This window comes from Enterococcus sp. FDAARGOS_375, assembly GCF_002393265.1.
GTDB lineage: Bacteria > Bacillota > Bacilli > Lactobacillales > Enterococcaceae > Enterococcus_D > Enterococcus_D innesii.
The window spans coordinates 1,816,835-1,839,114 of the sequence record NZ_CP023515.1; the positions used below are offsets into that span (position 1 = coordinate 1,816,835).

Consider the following 22,280-nt stretch of genomic DNA (forward strand, 5'->3'; position numbering starts at 1 on the left):
AAGTCATCGTCGACAAACCTTTCACAAAACATAGCGCAACTTAGACAAGCTAAGACAGTCCGCAAATTATTCATTTGCGGCCCAACAAAATCGATGCAAGCAAAACCGATCTTGTTTCGGCGATGTTCCCTAGCTCTGCTGTAAACGTGTTGCTTCACTCAGCAGGATTAATGAACCTCGCGACCTCTACCTAAATGTTAAAGGGTACTCGTATTTAATTTGATTCTTCTCAGAGTTTAGAAGAAAAGCACCCAAATGTCAATTCTTTTTAACAAAAAAACGACCATTTCCCTATTTTTATCAAAGAGAAAGCGGATCGTTTTTACGAGTGTCTATTGGAACCCTTAAGCGACTTTCGCTTTTGGTTCACGGCCTAAAACAGCTTGGATGACTGTCAAACCAAGCAATAAGCCAAGTGCTAGATAGATGAGGCTTGAGTATTGTGTAACGCCCCAATCTTGTCCTAAGGTACGGTATACCACAAGGACGATGGCTTGAATGATTGCTGTGATGACATTTAAAAAGCCAAATGCCCATAGATTGCCATTTTCTTTACGTGCTAAATAGAAGATAGAGAAATATAAGCTGACTGCCAACCAACCGAAACTGATAATGATCATTGCCCAATAAATAATAGCTGCTACCAATGTATTTCACCTCACTTTGATTCGTGACTAGTTTACCACGTTTTTTGTTCCTTGTCATGAAGGAATCTCTTTCTTTGTGAGGTAAAAAACAAAGCGCAAAAGCAGTAATGAAAAGATCGTCTGCTACATTTGCTATTGGTGGGTTTGCTGAAAAGAGACGATTTTTCTGGATCGGTTCATTTTCAGCTGTGTATAATAGAAATAAACTGTTTTTTGCAGAAAACTACGAGTTAAGAATCAATTAATAATTAGTTAATAGCTGATTTAGATCTGCTTGCTAGAATGATCACAGAAGCAAGCAAGGAGGAAGTAAAAATGGAAAATGTTCTAACAATCAAAGGATTAAACAAACGTTACGGCAAACAGCAGGCGCTGCATGATGTCGATCTAACGATCGCGAAAGGAGACATTTATGGATTGGTGGGGAGAAATGGTGCTGGGAAGACGACCTTATTAAAAGCAATCGTTCAGTTGATCCAACCCACTGGTGGCAGTCTGCAGTTGTTTGGTGTCGAAGGCGGCAAAGCGTACACCCAGATGCTGAAACGCGTCGGCAACGTGATTGAGACTCCAGTCGCTTACGACCAATTGACCGCTAAACAAAATCTAAACTATTATTGCAAAATCAGCGGGGTGGTGGAACCTGATGCCGTTAGTAAGGCACTGTCGTTTGTTGGTTTGACCAATGTCGGCAACAAGAAATACCGTGATTTTTCTTTAGGAATGAAACAAAAGCTCGGCTTAGCCATCGCTTTATTGAACCAACCGGATTTTCTGATATTAGATGAGCCGATCAATGGCTTGGATCCTGTAGCAATCGTTGAGTTTCGGGAGCTGCTTTTACGATTGAATCAGGAACGCGGCATGACGATTTTGATCTCCAGCCATATTTTAGAAGAGTTGTACTTAGTGGCTACACGTTTTGGGGTCATTAGTGAGGGGCGTCTGATCAAAGAGATGACCAAACACGAATTCGAGCTGATGGCGAAACGGTTTATTCAATTAGAAGTGGATGATGTAGCCACAGCTAGCCGCTTGCTAGAGAGTCAGCTGATTTCCGAATATAAAGTTGTCAGTGACCACAAAATTCATATTTATCAAGAGAATGTGTTGATTCGGGACCTGGTCCGTCAGATGGTTTATGAAGGGATCGCTATTGATCGGATTTCTTTTGAAGGGGAAAATCTAGAGTCGTATTTCAAAGAGTTAGTAACAAGTGAAGGGGGAAAGTAAGATGTTGAATTTTATTCGAGCCGATTTGTATCGTTTATCAAGAAGTAAAAGTTTTTGGATCACAGAAGGAATTATTTTATTGTTGGTGATTTTATCCGTTGTTTCTAATGGTAGTGTGGGGGTCACTCTTGGGGATAGTACCCAAACATCAGGCGGCCTTACAGAAATGACTGGCTTTCTGGCGATCCAGACCAGTCTGTCTTCCATGTTGCTGTATTACTCCTTGCCATTGGTGATGCAGGTCTTAGGCAGTGAGTACACGAAAGGGACCATGAAGAATATCATTACCGTCGGTGTTTCTAAACCCGCTTATCTTTTTGGGAAATTCTTGGTATATGCGTTGGTACTGGTCTTACAGATCGTCGCGATTTGTGTGGTGAGCTTTGTAGCGGGAACGGTTATTGGGGGGATTGGTTATAATGACCTTTCACAGATAGAAAACTTGTTGTATTATTTCGTTAGTTTTGTACTGATTTTATTAGCGACGTCCTCTTTTGCAGTGCTAGTTCTGTATTTAACCAAAAATACAGCAGTCAGCGTATTGGCGACGATTTTTATTCCGATGGCCTTTGCGATTGCCCGAATCTCCTTACCCAACTGGAAGTTTTTAGAATACTTGGACTTTCAAGGTGGGTTAGAGATGGTGACCATGACTACTTTCCAAACATGGGAAACAGTCCAACCAATTTTTATTGGGAGTCTGATCAGTTTGCTGCTTTGTCTTTTGGCTGCGCATCTGGTGTTTAAGAGACAAGAATTGTAAGAGCAGAAAAACGCCCAACCGTATCGACTAGTGAAGGTCGAGCGATTGGGTGTTTTTTGTGTATAGCCATTAGTTAGTAGGATTCAACGGACTGCTGCCAAAACAAAGTCAAACGAAACGTCTCTTCGGTTGTATCCAATTGGACCTTGCCGTCTAATGCATTAGTCAATGCCGCGATGATATACAGACCAAGTCCAGCTTGCTGTTTATGCCGTGAAAGGTCTTCCGTATAAAAGCGGTGGGTCAATTTTTCTGGGTGCTGGATCGGTGATCTCAGCTGATTTTCCTGTTGGAAAACGATGCGCTCTCCTTGCTGATTCAAGCGGATCGCTCCGGTCTCACTGCCATGTTCCAGTAAATTGCCAAGGACATTTTGGAAAATTCGTTGCCAGCTTTTTTTATCCGAAATGATCATGATGTTGGGTTGGATCGCAACTGTCAGTGATAAATGGTTTTCCTCAAAAGAAGGATAGAACTGGAGCAGTTCCTCCTCCAACAAACGAGAAAGATCGAATTCTTCTAAGGTCAAAGCCAGTTGGTTGTCTTTGAGGCGTTGATAGGTCAACAACTGTTCCAGATGATTTTCGACTTTTTCTAGGTTGCTGCTGACTTTATCCAGCAGCTGTAGTTGTTGCGGGGTGAGGGTCGTATCGGCTTGCAGCAGTTGTGTGTAGCCGCTGGCGACCGTCAAAGGTGTGCGCAAGTCGTGAGAGATATTTTGAATGGCTTGTTCCAACTGCTGGTTTTCTTGCAGCATTTGATAGTGCTGCTGCTTATTTTTTCTAAGTATCTGATTGTTTAACAAAGCGATCGCTTTTAAAGCGGGGACGCGGGTCTGCAAATGGATCTCTTGATTTGTTTCGATTTCGCTGATTCTTGCTAATTGCTGGTGGTACTTTTTCAGATCATACAGTAAGAATAGCCAGTAACCGATCAATAAAACAACGATCAAGGCAGCGAAAAACTGAAGTAGATGCATGGGGTTCCTCCTTTTTAAGCTAGCTTGATGCCGATGCCCCAGACAGTATCGATATACGCTTCATCTGGATCGAGTGTTTTGATTTTGCTGCGTAAATGGCTGATATGGACATTGATTGTGTTTTCTTCACCGTAATAAGGTTCCTGCCAAACCGCTTCATAGAGCATTTCTTTCGTATACACTTTTTTGGGGTTGGCTAAGAGCAGGGAAAAAATCTCAAACTCCTTTTTCTTTAACTGAACCGTTGCTTCTCCTCGTTGCAGCTGAAACGAGTCAGGCAACAGTTGAATGTTTTTATACGAGTGGCTGCTGGCAACTGGAGGGGTTTGTTTATTTGTTCGCAACTGAACAATGATGCGGGCTTTTAATTCTTCGACATTGAAGGGTTTGGTCAAGTAATCATTGGCACCCGCCAGCAAAAGGGTGGAAACATCGGCTGGTTCATCTAAGGCAGTCAAGATAATGACGGGGACCGTGGAGGTTTGGCGAATTTCTTGCAAGACTTGTGTCCCATCTTTACCGGGGAGCATTCGATCTAGCAAAATCAAGTCGAAAGCATCTTGCTGAAAAAGCAGCAGACCTTCCGTGCCTGAATAGGCTTGCTGGACGGTATAGTCAGCTGCTAAAATAGTAGCCAACATTTCGCTGATCTCATTGTTGTCTTCGATAATCAAAATTTTCATTTGGTTTTCCCAGTCTCCTTGCATTTATTGCATTTATTATAAGCAATTCCGCACGAAAAAGCATTAGTTGCTTTAAAAAAAGAAAATGGCTGATTTTTCGCAAAAACGGTTCTTTTTCGGTTAGAATAAGAGAAAAGCCATAAAGGAAGTTAGAACGATGAAGGTATCTATTGAGCAAGCAATCGCAGCGGTCACCGCCGCATCATCGGTGACCTTTTTGACGGGTGCCGGTGTTTCGACCCCATCGGGCATTCCTGATTACCGTTCCTTAAAAGGGGTCTATCAAGGAGTGGCCCAGCCCGAGTATTTGTTAAGCCATGACTGTTTAGAAAACGAACCGGAAACATTTTATCAGTTCGTCAAGCACCTCTACCATCCCCAAGCACAGCCTAATATCATTCATCAAAAAATGGCTGAGCTGCAAGCGAAGAAAACCGTCTGGGTCGTTTCGCAAAACATCGATGGCTTGCATGAAAAAGCAGGCAGTCACCAAAGAATCGATTTTCACGGCTCCTTGTACAACTGTTATTGCCGAAAATGCGGCAATCCGGTACCTTGGCAAGCGTATTTGCAGGATTGGCACCATGCAGGATGTGGCGGTCAGGTCCGGCCAGCGATCGTGCTTTATGGGGAAGGATTTACGGATGAAACCATTGAAGGAGCCATTCAAGCCGTTGCTCAAGCCGACCTGACGGTGGTCGTGGGGACTTCGCTGCAAGTCTATCCTTTTGCAGGGCTAGTCGATTACAGCCAGCAGGTGTTGGTCATCAATAAGGAACCATTGGCGATCCCGAATGAATATGGCATGTTGACCGCAGCAGCCGAAACGTTTTTCCAGAAAATTGAATGAAGGAGTTTATGATATGACACAACGTACCGAAAAAGAGAAAATGATTGCTGGCGAATTGTACTTTTCCCCAGATCCAGAATTGGTGGCAGATCGAAAGTATGCCCGTGAACAAATGAACCTGATCAACCAAGAAACTGATACAAAAATCAAAGAGCAGTTACTAAAAGAAACTTTCGGCTCTGTGACTGGTCGAATCTATATCGAACCGAATGTCCGTTTTGATTATGGCTACAATATTTCTGTGGGCAAAAACTTCTATGCTAACTACGACTGTGTGCTATTAGATGTTTGTCCCATTACCTTTGGCGACAACTGTATGCTGGCACCCAATGTTCGGTTGTTTACGGCGACGCATCCATTACATCCGGTCAAACGAAACAGCGGCTTAGAATTAGGGGCCCCGATCGTGATTGGCGATAACGCATGGATCGGTGGTGCGGCCACGATTTTGCCAGGGGTCCGCTTAGGCAACAATGTCGTGGTGGGGGCTGGCAGTGTCGTTACAAAATCATTCCCAGACAATGTTGTGCTGGCGGGAAATCCGGCACGGGTCATCAAGACGATTGACTTGGAAGAAGAAAACAATCAGCAAGATCCTTTGGCTGTTCAGCGGGCAGCGATCGATGACATTGATTGGCAACTCACGCATCTTTTGGAAAAACGTATGAGCACGGTCAACGAAATCGTGCAATTGAAGAAAAGCAGTCGACTGCCGGTATTAGATGAAAATCGTGAAGAGAAAGTGCTGGAAAACATTCGGCAGGCAATTTCTAATCAAGCCTACGAAGAAACGATTTTGGCTATGTTTCAATCAATTATGAACCACTCAAAAACCTATCAAGAGAATCAATTGGAGGAATGAGTATGGATGGAGCAACACGTCGAGAAAACATTTTAGCGGCATTGAAGCAAGCGGACAAAGCGATCAGTGCCAGCAAACTGGCAGAATCCCTCGGAGTCAGCCGTCAAATCATCGTTGGGGACATTGCCTTATTGCGAGCAGCTGGTGAAGCGATTGTGGCTACGGCTCGCGGCTATCGTCTGCAAGCGCTGTTGGATGAGGCAGGGCATGTAAGTAAGCTAGCGGTGCAGCATCGACCTGAACAAACGGAAGAAGAATTGCGCATCTTTGTCGCTTGTGGTGTGGAAGTGGTCGATGTCATCGTTGAGCATGAGATCTATGGAGAGATCACTGGCAATTTGCAGATCCAAACAGACCAAGACGTGACTGATTTCATCAACAAAACCAAACATGCAGAAGCCCGCTTGCTCTCAGATTTAACCAATGGGGTACACTTGCATACGTTGCGCTACACCGATCCTGCGGCTCTGGAAAAAGCCAAACAACAGTTAGCAGAAAAAGGCATGCTCTACCAAAATTGAGGAGTGAAGTGATGCAAGATGTCTTATTGATCATTGACTTGCAAAATGGGGTCTGTCAAACAAATGACCAAACAATTGACCATTTGTCGGAATTATTGCTGTTCGTCAACCAACGAATCCAACGATATCGTAAAGAAGAAAAACCAGTTATTTTTGTTCAGCATGAAGAGGAGACGTTGCCCTACGGTAGCAAAGCATGGCAACTGCACCCAGCATTGGCCTATGAACCAACGGATCGTTTGATTCGAAAAAAACACGCCAATAGTTTTTTTCAAACAGATCTACAAGCGGTCTTACAGACAAACCAAGTGCGTAGTATCGAATTTGCTGGTGCTCAGACGGAATATTGCCTTGATGGCACGATCAAATTCGCGCATGGTCTGGGTTATCAAAACGTCGTGTATGCCCAAGCCACAACGACGTATCCAAGCCGAGGACGATCAGCAGCTGAAATCATTGATTGGTATGAAATGATCTGGCAAGGACGCTTTGCGGAAGTCTTGGCAAATCCTCAGATGAAAAAATTGTGATTTTTTGTTGACAAGACGTTCATTTTCCAGTAAAGTACAACTCAACAAGAATAATGAATCTGTTGAGAAGGAAAGTAACCGCGGATACTTTAAAGAGAGACTCTGGTTGGTGGAAAGAGTCAAGTCAGAAGCGATGAAAAATGGCCTTGGAAGATTGATTGTCGATAAGTAGGCAATCACGGATGCGCACTACCGTTACAAAGTGCACCAATCTCTAGCACGGCTAGACGTTGGGTTGAGGGAAGGGAAACCTTCTAAACAAAAGGTGGTAACACGAGTATTCGTCCTTTTACTAGCAAATGCTGGTAAAAGGACTTTTTTTATACCAAAAATCAAATAGCACCACACACGAAGAATTGGTAAGTACAAAAGCACGTTTTTTCAACAGAGAGCTTCGGTAGCTGAAAAGAAGCATCAAACGACTTTTAGAAAATGGCCAAGGAGTGATTCGTTCCGAGCAGTAGTTTGCAAGGCGACGACGGTAGCGACCGTTATCTGGCTAGAGTATGATCGTACTCGAAAAGGAGCTGTATGCGAGTGCAGCTTAAACTGAGGTGGTAACACGCAAAAAGGCGTCCTCAAACAAGTCACAGGTGACTTGTTTGAGGATGCCTTTTTTATTGAAAAAGACAAGAACTAGGGGGAAGACGATGATTTCATTAAAAGACATATCAGTAACATTCAATCAACCAAAGAAACCCGTGATCCAAGCGGTCAAAAACGTATCGATCGAGATCGACAAAGGGGACGTGTACGGCATCGTGGGTTACTCAGGCGCCGGGAAAAGTACACTCGTCCGTGTAATCAACTTATTGCAGCGACCAAGCAGCGGCAGCGTCGTCGTCAATGGCACGGAGCTGACCACGCTTTCGGCGAAAGCTCTGCGAGAAAAACGGAAAACGATCGGAATGATCTTTCAGCACTTCAACTTGATGGACAGTCGCAATGTTTTTGATAACGTGGATTTTTCCTTGAAATATGGGGGACGGTCCAAACAGGAACGTCATCAAAAAGTTACCGAGCTGCTAGCGCTTGTTGGATTGGAAGAAAAAGCCCAAGCGTTTCCTAGCCAACTATCTGGAGGACAAAAACAGCGGGTCGCCATCGCCAGAGCTTTGGCAAATGATCCAGAGATTTTGTTGTGTGATGAGGCAACTAGCGCCCTTGATCCGAAAACGACCTTACAGATATTGGCTTTGTTGAAAAAATTAAATCGGACTCTCGGTTTGACTATCGTGATCATTACCCATGAAATGCAGGTCGTCAAAGAAATCTGCAACAAAGTGGCAGTGATGGAAGACGGCGAAGTCATCGAGCAAGGCTCAAGCGTTCAGATTTTCAGTCAACCAGAAAAACCATTGACCAAAGATTTCATCCGAACGGCGACACACATCGACCAAGCCTTAGAAACGATCCTTGGCAGTTCGAAATTTTCTTCCTTGGCACCGAACGAATGGCTGGTGGAGCTGTCCTATGTGGGGGATCAAACCAATGAACCACTGATTGCCCAATTGTACAGCCGCTACAAAGTGACCACCAATATTCTTTACGGCAACGTGGAGATCTTGCAAGAAGTGCCGATCGGCAGCTTAGTCGTTAGCTTATCCGGCGAATACCAACAGCGTAAACATGCCTTAGAATATTTGAAGTCTCAAGGGGTTTACACCAATATTTTAAAAGAAAATCATGCAGAACCATTAAACAATGTAATTAAAGGAGGATTTTAGATGGCTGCCTTATTAGAAAGATATTTTCCCAATGTTGTTGCGATCCAAGATGAATTTGTGACAGCAACGATCCAAACCTTGTATATGGTTTTTTGGACCTCTTTGATTGCGGGCATCTTAGGCATCTTGTTAGGGATCGTTTTGGTAGTGACTCGACCGAATGGGATTTTAGAAAATCGACCGCTCTTTGAATTTCTTGATAAAGTCATCAATGTAGTGCGCTCGATCCCTTTCATTATCTTATTGACGTTACTAGGAACCTTTACCAGATTCCTTGTCGGAACGACCATCGGCGAAACAGCAGCATTGGTTCCTCTGATTGCTGGGATCATTCCTTTCTTTGCTCGGCAGATCGAGATTGCCTTGCTAGAAGTTGACCCCGGTGTCGTGGAGGCAGCTGAAGCGATGGGCACCAGTCCTTTCGGTATCATTTTTCGGGTCTATTTGCCAGAAGGCGTGGCGGGAATTATTCGGGTCTCTGCATTGACCGTGATCAATGTGATCGGATTGACCGCCATGGCAGGAGCAGTCGGCGCTGGCGGTTTAGGAAACTTAGCCATCACCCGCGGGTACAACCGATTCCAGACCGATGTTACGATCATGGCGACCTTGATCATCTTAGTATTCGTTTTTATCAGTCAATTTGTCAGCAACCTACTCATTAAACGAGTATCACACTGACCACCACTTACGTACAAATAAAAAAACAAGCAAGTCTATGGAGGAAGAAAAAATGAAAAAATTCGTACAATCAATCGTCTTAGGGGCAGCATTATTATTTATTACAGGATGCGGAAACAATGGCAGTGCCGCAGCCAATGATCAAGAAGAAGTCACGGTGAAATTAGGGGTGATTGGTGCAGACACCGATGTCTGGGATGATGTCAAAGATCGTTTGAAAGACGAAGGCATCAATTTAGAATATGTCCAATTTTCTGATTACAACCAACCCAACGCAGCCTTGGCTGATGGTTCCATCGACCTCAATTCATTCCAACACCAATTTTTCTTGGACAACTATAATGAAGAATTTGGTACTGATCTCGTATCGATCGGCAATACAGTCAATGCACCATTAGGTATTTATTCCGACAAAGTGACGGATGTCAACGACTTGGCTGAAGGAGCTAAAGTTGCGATCCCTAATGATGTGACCAATGGTGGTCGGGCATTGCTTTTGTTACAATCAGCTGGATTGATCAAAGTGGATGAAGCAGCCGGACAAACACCAACGGTCGCGGATATTACAGAAAACCGTTTGAACTTAGAAATTTCAGAACTTGATGCAGCGCAAACTGCTCGGGCACTTTCCGATGTCGATGTTTCGGTCATCAATAGCGGCATGGCGGTAGATGCAGGATTTGTACCAACCGAAGATGCGATCTTTTTAGAGCCTGTTGATGAAACGGCCCGTCCTTATGTCAACATCATTGCCGCCCGTAAAGAAGATGAAGACAATGAAGTTTACCAAAAAGTGGTCGCTGCTTACCAAACAGAGGATACGAAAAAAGTCATCGAGGAAACGTCAAAAGGATCAAGTGTTCCTGCTTGGGAAACCTTTGGGGCAAAATAAGTACCACGTAATTTGATATAAAATTGAAAAAACATGTATAAAAAAGGAGAGATTTGATTATGACAACAGCAACTATTACAAAAGCAACGATTAAACCATTTATCCAAGAGCGTTTAGCCGCTTATCAAGCCTTGGCATTAGATATCCATAATCACCCAGAAGTCAGCAACTATGAGTTTTACTCAGCCGATGCCCTGATCGCCCAATTAGAAAAAGAAGGCTTTGCTGTTAAAAAGGATGTCGCAGGACATCGCACCGGCTTTGATGCCCGCTATGTCAGTGGAAAACCGGGCCCAACGATTGCCTTTTTAGCTGAGTACGATGCGTTACCAGGGATCGGTCATGCTTGTGGGCACAATCTCTTCGGGACTTATTCCGTCTTAGCAGCCAGTGCCCTGCAACCTTTCATCGATGAGCTAGGCGGGGAGATTCGAGTCTATGGGACGCCAGGAGAAGAAGGTGGGGAAAATGGTTCCGCTAAAGGCAGTTTTGTCCGTGAAGGGTTCTTCAATGATGTCGATGCCGCTCTTTGTGTCCATCCAGCCCATCGCTATGGCAAAACGACAGCGTCATTAGCCAATGATCCAGTGGATATCAAGTTCTATGGTCGAGCTTCCCATGCGGCAGCTGCACCAGAAAAAGGCATCAACGCGTTAGAAGCATTGTTGCAAGTCTTTAACGGGATCAATGGGTTGCGCCTGCACTTACCAAAAGACGTCAATATTCATGGTGTGATCACCGATGGCGGCGTAGCAGCCAATGTCGTGCCAGAATATGCAGCCGGTCGCTTTTATTTACGAGCAGCCAATCGAGCAACCTTGAATGATGTCTATGAGAAAGTCGAAAACATCGTCAAAGGAGCCGCTTTAGCTACGGGAGCGACCTATGAATTCGGCTTGTTCCAAAACTCCGTCGATGATGTGATCGTGACACCAAGTTTTGATGAGATTTTCTTCGCCCATGCCCAAGAAGCGGGCGTACCTGCCGATGAGATCGATACGGAAGCAAAAGCAAGTCTTGGTTCTTCTGATGTCGGCAATGTCAGTCAAGTGATCCCGACGATCCAACCCACCGTTTCGATTTCAGATGACTACATTGCGGGGCATTCGGAAGAATTCAAAGCCGCTGCCAAGAGTGAAAAAGGCTTGCAATCGATCGCCATCGCGGCGGAACTTTTAGCGCTGACGGCATTAGACCTTTTTGAGCAGCCAGCGTTATTAGAAAAAATCAAAGCCGATCATCAAGAAAGCCTAGCGAAAGGCAATTAATGCCAAAACCGTGAAGGAAGATAGTCAATAGTATAGAAAAAAAGTCTCTGCCGCAAAATGTCGGTAGAGACTTTTTAGTTAGTCGATGACTAAAATGCCTTCTTTCAATGAAAAAGGATTTTGTTGATTGATATGATCGTAGAACATGACCCCGTTCAAATGATCGATCTCATGCTGAACGACGATCGCAGGATAGTTTTTCAAACGAACTTTTTTCTTTTTGCCGTTGATGTCGTAATAGCTGATCGTAATCCGGGCATGGCGCACCACGTAGCCAGGGACTTCACGGTCCACGGACAGACAGCCTTCGCCTTCACCCAAACAAGCTTCTTGCACGGAATGACTTAGAATTTTGGGATTGTATAGAACATCTTTAAAATCAGGTTCAGTTTTTTCTGGGTCGCTGCTAGGGACGAGGACCGCTGTGATTCGTTTTGAAATATCTAATTGAGGAGCTGCTAGACCAACGCCGCCTCTTAATTCAAGTTCTTCTGCCTTGACTGGGTCTTGGCTGTTTTCTAAAAAGGTCATCATTTCTTTTCCTAGTGCGATATCTTCTTCGCTCAAAGGAAAAGGTACTTCTTTTGCTACTTCACGCAAGGTTGGATTGCCTTCGCGAATAATATCATCCATTGTAATCATTGATGATGTGATTCCTCCTACTATGTAAAAATGACGAAAGCAAGTTTCGTTCCTAATAAAGTGTACCATAAGTGTAGAAAGAAGGGCATAAGAAAGTTTAAACGGTAAAGCTTTCTTATTAAATGAAACGATATTTCTATATTAATTATTTAATTATGAAATATAGTTGCGAATGGGAAAAGAATCAGTTATAATGCTTTTATAGAAAACGGTATCACGAAAGTGACCCATCAAGGAGGCAAAGAGATGTTCGGCTTTTCTGTATTTATGAACGAAGACTTGACGGCAGCAGAACTTGAGCAGATGACTGCGATGGCATCAGGCTTTAAAGGGATTTTCACCTCCATGCACATACCAGAAGATGATCGCAGTACTTATCGGCAGCGTTTGACGGACTTGGGAGGTTTCGCAAAAGACCATCAGCTGTCTTTAATGGTAGATATTTCTGGAAACGCATTAGCAGAAGCGGGCTTTTCCATCGACAATCTGGCGGAACTAAGGGAGATCGGTGTCACTGGTTTACGAATGGATTATGCGATCGACAATCAGCAAATCGCAGCTTTTTCAAAAGAAATGACCATCAGTTTGAATGCCAGTACATTGACGGAAAAAGACATTCGAGAGCTGCAGGCGTATGGAGCCGATTTTACTCGTTTGGAAGCTTGGCACAATTATTACCCCCGACCTGAAACGGGACTGGATGTTGGCTGGTTTCAGGAGAAGAACCGCTGGTTGAAAGCACAAGGCTTTTTCGTCCAAGCCTTTGTTCCAGGGGATGCCAAGAAACGTGGACCGTTATTTCAAGGATTACCCACACTGGAAAGACACCGCAACTGGTCGCCTTTTGCCGCAGCGATCGACTTATTGGCAACTGGCTCAGTCGATGCTGTTTACATCGGTGATGGGATGGTTTCTGCAAAAAGTGCGCAGCAGTTTGCGACGTATCTGCAAGAAGCGAGGATCGTTTTGCGGGTCAAAGATCTTGGTTCGACTTACTTTGAACACGTACTAGGGAATCACCAAAATCGTTACGATGAAGCTCGAGATGTCTTGCGTAGCGCCGATGCCCGTTTCAATGCCATTCCAGAAGTCAATCCTGAACTTAGTCAAGAGCGGCCAGTGGGTGCTGTGACGATCGATAACCAAGATTACTTGCGCTATATGGGAGAGATCCAGGTGTGCAAACGTCCTTTGCCAGCAGACCCAAAAGTCAACCTCGCCGCTCAGGTGATACCAGCCGATCTGCCTTTGATCCAACAAATCAAAGCAGGGATGCGATTTAAATTAGAAAGAGATGATTCCAATGAATAAAATCAATTTAGACAAATTAACGACTGAACGACGCAATAGCGAAACGAGCAATTTAGATGAAATGACGATTTTAGAAGCGTGCCAAAAAATGAACCAAGAAGATCAAAAAGTTGCCTATGCAGTGGAAAAAGAAATTCCTAGTATTGAAAAAGTCATTGAACAAACTATCGCTGCTTTTAAAAAAGGCGGACGCTTGATTTATCTTGGCGCTGGTACGAGTGGTCGATTAGGCGTCTTGGATGCGGCCGAATGTGTCCCAACCTTTGGGGTATCACCTGAGATGGTGGTTGGTCTGATCGCCGGTGGCGAAGAAGCGATGACGGTCGCTGTCGAAGGAGCAGAAGACTCCTTAACGCTAGGGAAACAAGACCTTGTCGATCTGAAGTTGAACCCAAATGACATGGTGATCGGGATCGCTGCCAGTGGTAGAACTCCTTACGTGATTGGGGCTCTTGATTACGCCAATGAGCTTGGTGCCACAACGGCTACGATCGCCTGTAACAAAGATGCGGAGATCTCTCAACATGCCAGCTTTCCAATTGAAGTCGATTGTGGCCCAGAGTTTCTGACGGGTTCGACTCGTTTAAAATCTGGGACGGCCCAAAAATTGATTTTGAATATGATCTCGACGTTATCGATGGTAGGGATCGGCAAAGTCTACAATAATTTGATGGTCGACGTGAAAGCGACCAACGAAAAATTGGTAGAACGCTCAAAACGGATCATCATGCAGGCAACTGAAGCTGATTATGAAACAGCCGCCGTGGCATTTGAAGAAGCAGATCAGAATGTCAAATTGGCGATCGTGATGCTGTTGACGGATAGCACGAAAGACGAAGCACAAGCAAAACTTGCCACGGCACAAGGGTTTGTCAAAACGGCGTTAGGAGGAGAAAAGTAATGGCAAAAGAAACACTGACGGTAGAAGAGTTAGCGGAGAAGATTTTTCAAGAAGCCGGCGGAATGGACAACGTAGAAACAGTCAATCACTGTATGACTCGCGTACGAATGACCGTCCGCGATCACGACAAGGTCGATCAACAAGGGTTAAAAGAGCTTCCTGGTGTGATGGGGGTCGTCAATGACGAGCAGCTGCAAGTCATTATCGGACCAGGGAAAGTCAACAAAGTAGCTAACGCAATGGTGGCAAAAGCCGGTGTTGATTTAGGGCAAGAGATCCCGCAGCAAAAATCAGGCAAAGAGGCGTTATCAGAAAAAACGGCAGAGATGAAAGCAGCCCAAAAAGCCAAACAAAAATCATCGCCATTGAAGTCGCTGCTGAAAGACATTTCAAATATCTTTGTTCCAATGATTCCAGCCTTCGTTGGTGCAGGACTCGTTGCAGGGATCGCCTCCGTTCTGACCAACATGATCACGGCTGGGCGATTAGATGGAGACACTTGGAATTATTATGTCATGATTTTAAACGTCCTCAGAAATGGGATGTTCACCTATTTAGCGATCTTTACTGGGGTCAATGCTGCGCAGGTCTTTAAAGCCAATCCAACCCTTGGTGGAGTGATCGGTTCGATCATCTTGCTGACAGGTATGAACCCAGAAGCCCCGATCCAAAACTTGTTCACTGGCGAAGCGTTAGCTGCCAACCAAGGGGGGATCATCGGTGTGATCTTCGCTGTATGGCTTTTGGCGAAATTAGAGGCAGTGCTGCATCGAGTGATTCCTGAAGCGATCGATATTATCGTGACCCCGACGTTGTGTTTGTTGATCATCGGTTTGACGGAGATTTTTTTGATCATGCCATTGGCCGGCCTGATCTCTGACAGCTTAGTCGGTTCGATCACTTGGGTCTTGAATGTGGGCGGGGCTTTTTCTGGGTTTGTCTTAGGGGCGGCCTTCCTACCAATGGTCATGTTTGGTTTGCATCAAATTTTGACCCCGATCCACATCCAAATGATCGAGGCAACAGGCAGCACGCAATTATTACCGATTTTAGCCATGGCTGGTGCCGGTCAAGTCGGAGCAGCTTTAGCCTTATGGGTACGACTACGTAAAGACAAAGAGCTTTCTGAAATGATCAAAGGTGCATTGCCAGTTGGGATTTTAGGCATCGGCGAACCATTGATCTACGGAGTGACATTGCCATTAGGTCGACCATTTATCACTGCTTGTATTGGTGGTGGGATCGGTGGTGCGGTCATTGGCGCTTTGACAAATATCGGCGCAACGGCGATTGGACCATCAGGGTTAGCTTTGATTCCATTGATTGCCAACGGCCGTTGGATGGGCTATATTTTCGGCTTGTTAGCAGGCTATGCTGGCGGCTTCGTTGCCACCTACTTCTTTGGGATTCCGAAAGATCGCTTAGAAGCAGTCAAAGAAAGCGAGGCAGAGGAGGCAAAATCAGCTGCAACCGTCACTTCCGTGCAATCGCAACCAAAAGAAACGAGTGAAACGGCGGCAAAGGAAACGGCAGCAAATTCATCAGCAACAACGATCGATACCCCCTTATACGCGGTAGCAACAGGTACGACAAAATCGATCAGTGCATCAAGTGATCCGGTATTTTCGCAAAAAATGATGGGCGACGGGTATTTTGTCTTGCCAGACAATGGGGCGATCTTTGCACCAGCAGCAGGGACCATCACGACGATTTTTCCAACGAAACATGCATTGGGGATCAAGACTGCCAGCGGGCTAGAGATTCTGCTGCACATGGGGGTCGACACCGTCGAATTGCAAGGAGCACCTTTTGAGATCCTGGTGGAGGAAGGCCAAGCCGTGACACCAGCCACCCAAGTTGCCCAAGTCGATTTGGCGCAGTTGACAGCCAAAGGCAAAGCTACTGAGATGCTCGTGATTATCACCAATATGGACCAAGCAGCCAACGTTGAACTGTTACCGATCGCGGAAACAAAAGCAGGTCAAGCCGTCATGCATGTGGCAACGATAAAATAATGTTAAAACCTCTATCGGATAAAGATAGAGGTTTTTTTTAAGAAGTTACTAAATAGATTGCGAAAAATTTTCCTTTATGTTACAGTTTCGTTACAAAGGGAGAAATCCCATTCGAGGAGGCAATGACGATGAAAAAAATAATTTGGTTCGGACTAATGACGCTGGCATTTTCACCATTGATGGTTCATGCAGATGAAACGGCTACGAGTGGAAGTGACAATCCGGTTGCCGTTAGCGAGACGCTTTCATCAGAAGGGCAAACAGATAGTGAGCAGATCCAAAATTCTGCCCAAGAAAGTACAGCGGAAGACCAAGAAACGGATCAATCCGCTACTTCAGAAACTACAGCTGACGAGAATCAAGAGCCAGTCGATTCCGAAGCCGTTATTGCCTCGATCCAAGCAGAGACAGGGACGCAAAACGTCAATGAGATCAACACGTTAGCTGATGAACCTAGTTCGCTACGTAGTGCCTTAACTCAAGGGATCACTGAAGGCAGTGTGACCGCATTTACCCAAGAACAGTTGGACCAGTTGACAGATGAAGAATTGACCAATGGCAATCGCCTAGCACTACGTTATTCTAGTGATGCGATGGGCTTTGATATTGCTTACTTGGCAAAAATCATCGGTGCCTTGTTTGTTGATCAGACGTTATCCTGGGAAGCCATTGAGCCACAACTGGCTTTTGATGCGAATAGCTACGCCAGTTTTGCTGACTTGATTCCTGTCGTGGATCAGTTGCAGGAATATTTACGGGTCGTCTATCCAGCAGACGGAGTCTTTTTACATTTGAATCAAGCCGTTTCCAACGACTGGATGATTTCGATTTTAACCAACTTGAATCAGATGGAACAAGAGATGCAAGTCGATCCAGGTGCCTTTGTTCCAGGACGGATCTCTTATATCATTCAAGCGGCAAATGATTCTATGTATCTGCCTACAGGCACGCAAACGAGTACAACTGAAGAAGCGACCGCAACATCGACGACCGCTCAAGAAACAGCTACAACGACTTCTTCGAAAGAGGCAGCCGCAACTGCCGATGGCGAAAAAACATTACCTAAAACCAATGAAGCGCCAAGCTATACCTTATTGATCGCAGGGATCATCCTGCTGCTGATCGTTTTCTTGATTTTATGGCGCCGAAAGAAAAAATGAACGTTATTTATAATAGGCAGAATGAAAAAATAGCAACCTTCGTTTTCCATCAGGGAAACGAAGGTTTTTTGTTTTCAGAAATTTCATTTATGATTTCTTTTCAAATAACGCCTTTTATAAAAAGACCAGAATCGATTCCTTCATAAAAAAGTCAAATTTAAATTCTTGCATTCTCTGGCGAAGGGTGTATAATGACACAGTGTCATATGACATCGTGTCATATTGAGAGCTGTGATTTATTTTAAATTAGAAAGGAGATGCTTGTGATGCCGACAGATACATTTTTTCACTTGCCGCCGGAAAAACAAAAGCGCATTTTAAATGCGGCGAAAAAAGAATTTTCCAGGCTGCCTTTGAAAGACGCCTCGATCGCCAACATCATCAAAGATGCCGAAATTCCTCGGGGGAGTTTTTACCAATACTTCGAAAACAAAGAAGATCTTTACTACTATTATTTCCATACGTTGAAAAAAAATAGTCAGCGAGACCTGCTGAAATCGATCCAACATGAAAATGGGGATCTATTTGCGGGGTTCGAATGGTACTTTTCACGGATGATCGCCGAAGTTTTTAAAGGCAAAAATGCAAACTTTTACCGCAATTTATTTATGAGTATGGATTATCGTTCCTTCCATAAAGTCGTGCCCGAGATGCAGCACAAGATGCATCAAGAACACAAAGCCGATCGGCAGAAGCAGCAAGCCATCTTTTTGTCAGAGATCGACAAAGATTTATTGAAAGTCAAAGACGACCATGAGTTGAAAATGCTGATCCAGCTGCTGATGCATACCGTCTTTTCGACGATTGCCGAAGCCTATCGCCAATCAGCGTTTGATCCAGACTATGATCCTGCCGAAGCGATTGCTGATTTCAACAGTAAAGTCCGCTGGTTAAGAGAGGGCGCAAAAAAAGAAAGAGGGGAAACCTATGATTAAGCTGATAAAACGCGTATCCGTCATTTCCATCATCATGGCAGTGGTGTTTATGGTGATCCAAGTCGTTTCTGATTTGTATCTACCGACATTGACTTCCAATATTATCAACAATGGGGTGGCGACAGGCGACATTGATTACATTTGGAAAACCGGCTTTTACATGATCGGCTTTTCATTAATCAGTATCATCGCCGCTTTAGGAAATACGTATTTCGCAACAAGAGAATCACAAAAATTAGGACAAAAACTACGTTCGGACATTTACCAAAAAGTTGAGAATTTTTCTTCTCGTTCTTTCGATAAATTCGGGACCGCATCATTGATCACACGGACCACCAACGACGTCAACCAAATTCAAATGGTGACGCAAATGTTTTTACGTATGATGATCAATGCACCGATCACACTGATTGGGGCGAGTTTCTTGGCCTATCAAAAAGATGCCCAATTAACACGAATCTTTTTAGTCGTTATTCCTATCATGCTGGTATTGGTCGGCGGTATTATGTATTTTGCCGTTCCTTTATTCAAAAGTATGCAAAAGAAAACCGACCGTTTGAACTTAGTCTTTCGTGAAGGCTTGACGGGGGTCCGCGTTATTCGAGCATTTGATAAGACGGATTATGAAGCGAATCGCTTTGATGAAGCCAACAAAGATTACACCCACACCGCGATTAAAGTAAATACCATCGTGGCCTTGATGATGCCTTTGATGACGTTGATCATGAGTGGGACGAACATTGCCATCACGTGGTTTGGCGGTCATTATATTGCCGAAATGACCTTAGAAGTCGGGAACTTGATTGCGTTTATGACCTATGCAATGCAAATTTTGATCAGCTTTATGATGCTGTCCATGATCTTCGTGATGGTGCCAAGAGCCCAAGCTTCGGCTGACCGGATCAACGAAGTCTTAAATGAAGAAGATGAAATTCTCGATCCAAAAACACCAGCGACATTGAGCTTACAAGGGGATCAAGCAACCTTGACCTTTGACCATGTGGCGTATCGATACCAAGGCGCTGAGAAATTGGCGTTGGAAGATATCGACTTCCAAGCAAAATCTGGTGATTTTGTTGCCATCATCGGTGGGACGGGCTCAGGGAAAACGACCTTAGTCAATCTCTTGCCTCGTTTGTACGATGTGGAATCTGGTGCAATCAAAATCAATGGGGTTAATATTGCAGAAGTCACCCAGCACAATCTACGAGAAGTCGTGGGCTTTGTTCCACAAAAAGCGGTACTGTTTTCCGGTACCATTCGTGAAAATATGAAATACGGAAAACCCGATGCATCAGATGAAGAAATCTGGCAAGCCTTAGAGATCGCCCAAGCCAAAGATTTTGTCTCCGAACTGGCAGATGGCTTAGATAGCCGTGTAGAACAAGGCGGCGGCAACTTCTCTGGTGGACAACGTCAACGTTTAGCGATCGCTCGTGCGTTAGTGAAACAAGCAGATGTCTATGTCTTTGATGATTCCTTCTCCGCACTGGACTTCAAAACCGATGCTAACTTACGAGCAGCGCTGAAACGCGACATGCAAGACAGCATTATGGTCGTGGTTGCCCAACGGGTCAGCACCGTCATGGATGCCGATACGATCTTAGTATTGGATGAAGGAAAACTCGTAGGAAAAGGGACCCATGAATCATTAATGGCAGACAATGAAACCTACCAAGAAATCGTTTCTTCACAATTGAGAGAGGAGGATCTTGCATGAGTGAAAAGAAAACAACAACACAACACCGTGGCGGACCAATGGGCGGCGGTCCAGGCCGTAACATCGGTGCCAAAGGACCAAAAGCCAAAAACTTTTGGGGAACGGTCAAACGGCTTTTCGGGTACATGTCGAAACGCTCTATCGCTATCATTGCCGTCTTCGTTTTAGCGATCGCAGCCGTGATCTTCCAAATCCAAACACCGAAAATTTTAGGGGAAGCGACCACTGAAATTTTTAAAGGTGTCATGATCGGTGCACAACAGATGCAAGCCGGCCAACAGGTGACAGAATTTCCTATCGATTTTGAGAAAGTTGGTCAAATCATTTTGATTGCGATCGGCATGTATGTGATTTCAGCCGTCTTCAACTTTCTACAACAGTTTATTATGACTCGTGTCTCGCAACGAACGGTTTATGAGCTGCGTCGTGACTTAGATGAAAAAATGAACCGCTTGCCGATCTCTTACTATGATACTCACTCAAATGGGGATATCATGTCACGGGCGATCAATGATATGGATAATATCGCAAGTACCCTGCAACAAAACTTGACCCAATTTATTACGAGTGTCGTGACCTTTATCGGGGTTTTGTGGATGATGTTGACGATCAGTTGGCAACTGACTTTGGTTGCTTTAGCAACGGTTCCTTTAAGCTTGATCGTCGTGATGATCGTCGCACCAAAATCGCAAAAATTCTTTGCGGCACAACAAAAAAGTTTAGGATTGCTCAATGACCAAGTCGAAGAAACTTATGGCGGTCATACCGTTGTCAAAACCTTCAACCATGAAGCCGCCGATCAAGTCGTTTTTGAAGAAGAAAATGACCGTCTGTATTCCGCTGGTTGGAAAGCCCAATTTATTTCAGCGATCATTATGCCCTTGATGAACTTCATTAAAAACTTAGGCTATGTCTTCGTGGCTGTCCTTGGTGGGATCAAAGTGGCGAATGGGAACATGACGCTAGGGGATGTGCAAGCATTCTTGCAATACACCAATCAATTCTCTCAACCAATCACTCAAATCGCTAGCTTACTAAACACCATCCAATCAACCGTTGCATCTGCCGAACGGGTCTTTGAAGTCTTGGATGAAGAAGAAATGAATGATGAGCCTTCTGGATTGCCAGTGGAAGACAGTGAATACAAAGTTCGTTTCGATCATGTTCAATTTGGTTATGCCCCAGACAAATTATTGATGACCGATTTTAATCTGGATGTTAAAGCTGGTGAGATGGTGGCTATCGTAGGACCTACCGGCGCTGGGAAAACCACGCTGATCAATCTCTTGGAACGTTTTTATGATGTTTCTGGCGGTAGCATTCGTTACGATGGCAAAGATACCCGAGACTTGACTCGTGATGAGTTGCGTAGTAATATCTCGATGGTGCTGCAAGATACGTGGTTGTTTACTGGTTCCATCTATGACAACATTCATTATGGAAATGAAAAAGCAACCAAAGAGCAAGTGATCGCTGCGGCGAAAGCTGCCCATGTGGATGATTTTGTTCGCAAATTGCCAGAAGGCTATGATACGGTCTTGAATGAAGAAGCCAGCAACATCTCCCAAGGTCAACGTCAGCTGATCACGATCGCCCGCGCCTTCTTAGCGGATCCCGACGTTTTGATTTTGGATGAAGCAACTTCTAGTGTCGATACGCGGACAGAGATTTTGATCCAAAAAGCAATGGGTCGTTTGTTAGAAAATCGGACCAGCTTTGTGGTTGCTCACCGTCTATCTACGATTCGTGATGCTGACAATATTATCGTGATGAATCACGGGTCTATTGTTGAGACTGGAAACCATGAAGAATTGATGGCACAAAACGGTTTCTATGCAGACCTGTATAACAGTCAATTTTCAGAAGAAGTGGCGTGATCCACTGTTTGTAATGAAAGAAATTCTTCCCCAAATGATAATAAACAGACCGCCAAAGGTTGACTGAAAGAAAGCAGTGATTG

The 22,280-nt window shown here is 44.5% G+C and carries 21 protein-coding genes, 1 riboswitch and 2 other annotated features; of the genes, 17 read left to right on the forward strand and 4 right to left on the reverse strand.

Annotated features, from left to right (window positions below; translation table 11 throughout):
- Positions 1-23: 23 nt before the first annotated feature.
- A riboswitch (Lysine riboswitch) is annotated at positions 24-197 on the reverse strand.
- A 147-nt stretch (positions 198-344) separates the two neighbouring features.
- Positions 345-647 carry a hypothetical protein gene (locus tag CO692_RS09840; protein ID WP_005227198.1) on the reverse strand — a complete coding sequence of 101 codons (303 nt, stop codon included), beginning with the start codon at positions 645-647 and terminating at the stop codon, positions 345-347.
- A 315-nt stretch (positions 648-962) separates the two neighbouring features.
- On the opposite strand from CO692_RS09840, the gene CO692_RS09845 reads away from it, so the two are divergent.
- Together CO692_RS09845 and CO692_RS09850 are read left to right on the forward strand one after the other, a co-directional pair.
- Positions 963-1,880, forward strand: a complete 918-nt coding sequence (locus CO692_RS09845; protein ID WP_086293848.1) for an ABC transporter ATP-binding protein — start codon at positions 963-965, stop codon at positions 1,878-1,880.
- Position 1,881: 1 nt separating this feature from the next.
- Positions 1,882-2,643: an ABC transporter permease gene (locus tag CO692_RS09850; RefSeq protein WP_086293850.1), complete on the forward strand. Its 762-nt coding sequence runs from the start codon at positions 1,882-1,884 to the stop codon at positions 2,641-2,643.
- 73 nt (positions 2,644-2,716) lie between these two features.
- On the opposite strand, the gene CO692_RS09855 is transcribed toward CO692_RS09850, so the two are convergent.
- Together CO692_RS09855 and CO692_RS09860 are read right to left on the reverse strand one after the other, a co-directional pair.
- On the reverse strand, positions 2,717-3,622 hold the full coding sequence (locus tag CO692_RS09855) for a sensor histidine kinase (protein WP_086293852.1): 906 nt from the start codon (positions 3,620-3,622) through the stop codon (positions 2,717-2,719).
- A gap of 14 nt (positions 3,623-3,636) precedes the next feature.
- Positions 3,637-4,305 (reverse strand): response regulator transcription factor, encoded by a 669-nt coding sequence (locus CO692_RS09860; protein WP_096742148.1) that lies wholly within the window; start codon positions 4,303-4,305, stop codon positions 3,637-3,639.
- 157 nt (positions 4,306-4,462) lie between these two features.
- On the opposite strand from CO692_RS09860, the gene CO692_RS09865 reads away from it, so the two are divergent.
- The 8 genes from CO692_RS09865 to CO692_RS09900 all read left to right on the forward strand — a co-directional run bounded on the left by CO692_RS09865 (position 4,463) and on the right by CO692_RS09900 (position 11,636).
- Positions 4,463-5,155: an NAD-dependent protein deacylase gene (locus CO692_RS09865; RefSeq protein WP_086293856.1), complete on the forward strand. Its 693-nt coding sequence runs from the start codon at positions 4,463-4,465 to the stop codon at positions 5,153-5,155.
- Between the two features lie 13 nt (positions 5,156-5,168).
- A complete protein-coding gene (locus CO692_RS09870; RefSeq protein WP_086293858.1) occupies positions 5,169-6,017 on the forward strand; it encodes a chorismate mutase in 849 nt (282 codons plus the stop codon).
- Complete coding sequence (locus tag CO692_RS09875) at positions 6,014-6,538, forward strand: transcription repressor NadR (protein ID WP_081118267.1); 525 nt, start codon at positions 6,014-6,016, stop codon at positions 6,536-6,538. The genes CO692_RS09870 and CO692_RS09875 overlap by 4 nt, the downstream gene beginning before the upstream one ends.
- 11 nt (positions 6,539-6,549) lie before the next feature.
- Complete coding sequence (locus CO692_RS09880) at positions 6,550-7,068, forward strand: cysteine hydrolase family protein (protein ID WP_086293862.1); 519 nt, start codon at positions 6,550-6,552, stop codon at positions 7,066-7,068.
- 53 nt (positions 7,069-7,121) lie between these two features.
- Positions 7,122-7,360 (forward strand) — a binding site (T-box leader).
- Positions 7,361-7,410: 50 nt separating this feature from the next.
- Positions 7,411-7,651 (forward strand) — a binding site (T-box leader).
- A gap of 67 nt (positions 7,652-7,718) precedes the next feature.
- A complete protein-coding gene (locus CO692_RS09885) occupies positions 7,719-8,795 on the forward strand; it encodes a methionine ABC transporter ATP-binding protein (RefSeq protein WP_096742149.1) in 1,077 nt (358 codons plus the stop codon).
- Positions 8,796-9,476 carry a methionine ABC transporter permease gene (locus CO692_RS09890; RefSeq protein WP_010748680.1) on the forward strand — a complete coding sequence of 227 codons (681 nt, stop codon included), beginning with the start codon at positions 8,796-8,798 and terminating at the stop codon, positions 9,474-9,476.
- A gap of 52 nt (positions 9,477-9,528) precedes the next feature.
- Positions 9,529-10,368 (forward strand): MetQ/NlpA family ABC transporter substrate-binding protein, encoded by an 840-nt coding sequence (locus CO692_RS09895; RefSeq protein ID WP_081118269.1) that lies wholly within the window; start codon positions 9,529-9,531, stop codon positions 10,366-10,368.
- Positions 10,369-10,427: 59 nt separating this feature from the next.
- The gene (locus CO692_RS09900) at positions 10,428-11,636 is read left to right on the forward strand and encodes a M20 family metallopeptidase (RefSeq protein ID WP_081118270.1); all 1,209 of its coding nucleotides are present in this window, start codon (positions 10,428-10,430) and stop codon (positions 11,634-11,636) included.
- A gap of 78 nt (positions 11,637-11,714) precedes the next feature.
- Here CO692_RS09900 and def read toward each other — a convergent pair whose 3' ends face one another.
- Positions 11,715-12,278, reverse strand: coding sequence for a peptide deformylase (gene def, locus CO692_RS09905; RefSeq protein ID WP_005227211.1), 564 nt, complete (start codon positions 12,276-12,278; stop codon positions 11,715-11,717).
- A 246-nt stretch (positions 12,279-12,524) separates the two neighbouring features.
- Between def and CO692_RS09910 the strand changes: the two genes are divergently transcribed.
- From CO692_RS09910 to CO692_RS09940, 7 genes are all read left to right on the forward strand, one after another.
- Positions 12,525-13,589, forward strand: coding sequence for a DUF871 domain-containing protein (locus tag CO692_RS09910; protein WP_192940706.1), 1,065 nt, complete (start codon positions 12,525-12,527; stop codon positions 13,587-13,589).
- On the forward strand, positions 13,582-14,490 hold the full coding sequence (gene murQ / locus CO692_RS09915; RefSeq protein WP_096742151.1) for an N-acetylmuramic acid 6-phosphate etherase: 909 nt from the start codon (positions 13,582-13,584) through the stop codon (positions 14,488-14,490). The genes CO692_RS09910 and murQ overlap by 8 nt, the downstream gene beginning before the upstream one ends.
- Positions 14,490-16,505 carry a glucose PTS transporter subunit IIA gene (locus CO692_RS09920; protein ID WP_096742152.1) on the forward strand — a complete coding sequence of 672 codons (2,016 nt, stop codon included), beginning with the start codon at positions 14,490-14,492 and terminating at the stop codon, positions 16,503-16,505. The genes murQ and CO692_RS09920 overlap by 1 nt, the downstream gene beginning before the upstream one ends.
- Positions 16,506-16,633: 128 nt before the next feature.
- Complete coding sequence (locus CO692_RS09925) at positions 16,634-17,665, forward strand: LPXTG cell wall anchor domain-containing protein (protein ID WP_096742153.1); 1,032 nt, start codon at positions 16,634-16,636, stop codon at positions 17,663-17,665.
- Positions 17,666-17,931: 266 nt separating this feature from the next.
- On the forward strand, positions 17,932-18,600 hold the full coding sequence (locus CO692_RS09930; protein ID WP_077453958.1) for a TetR/AcrR family transcriptional regulator: 669 nt from the start codon (positions 17,932-17,934) through the stop codon (positions 18,598-18,600).
- Positions 18,593-20,320: an ABC transporter ATP-binding protein gene (locus CO692_RS09935; protein WP_096742154.1), complete on the forward strand. Its 1,728-nt coding sequence runs from the start codon at positions 18,593-18,595 to the stop codon at positions 20,318-20,320. Before CO692_RS09930 ends, CO692_RS09935 begins: the two co-directional genes overlap by 8 nt.
- Positions 20,317-22,197 (forward strand): ABC transporter ATP-binding protein, encoded by a 1,881-nt coding sequence (locus CO692_RS09940; protein ID WP_086293873.1) that lies wholly within the window; start codon positions 20,317-20,319, stop codon positions 22,195-22,197. The genes CO692_RS09935 and CO692_RS09940 overlap by 4 nt, the downstream gene beginning before the upstream one ends.
- Positions 22,198-22,280 lie beyond the last annotated feature (83 nt).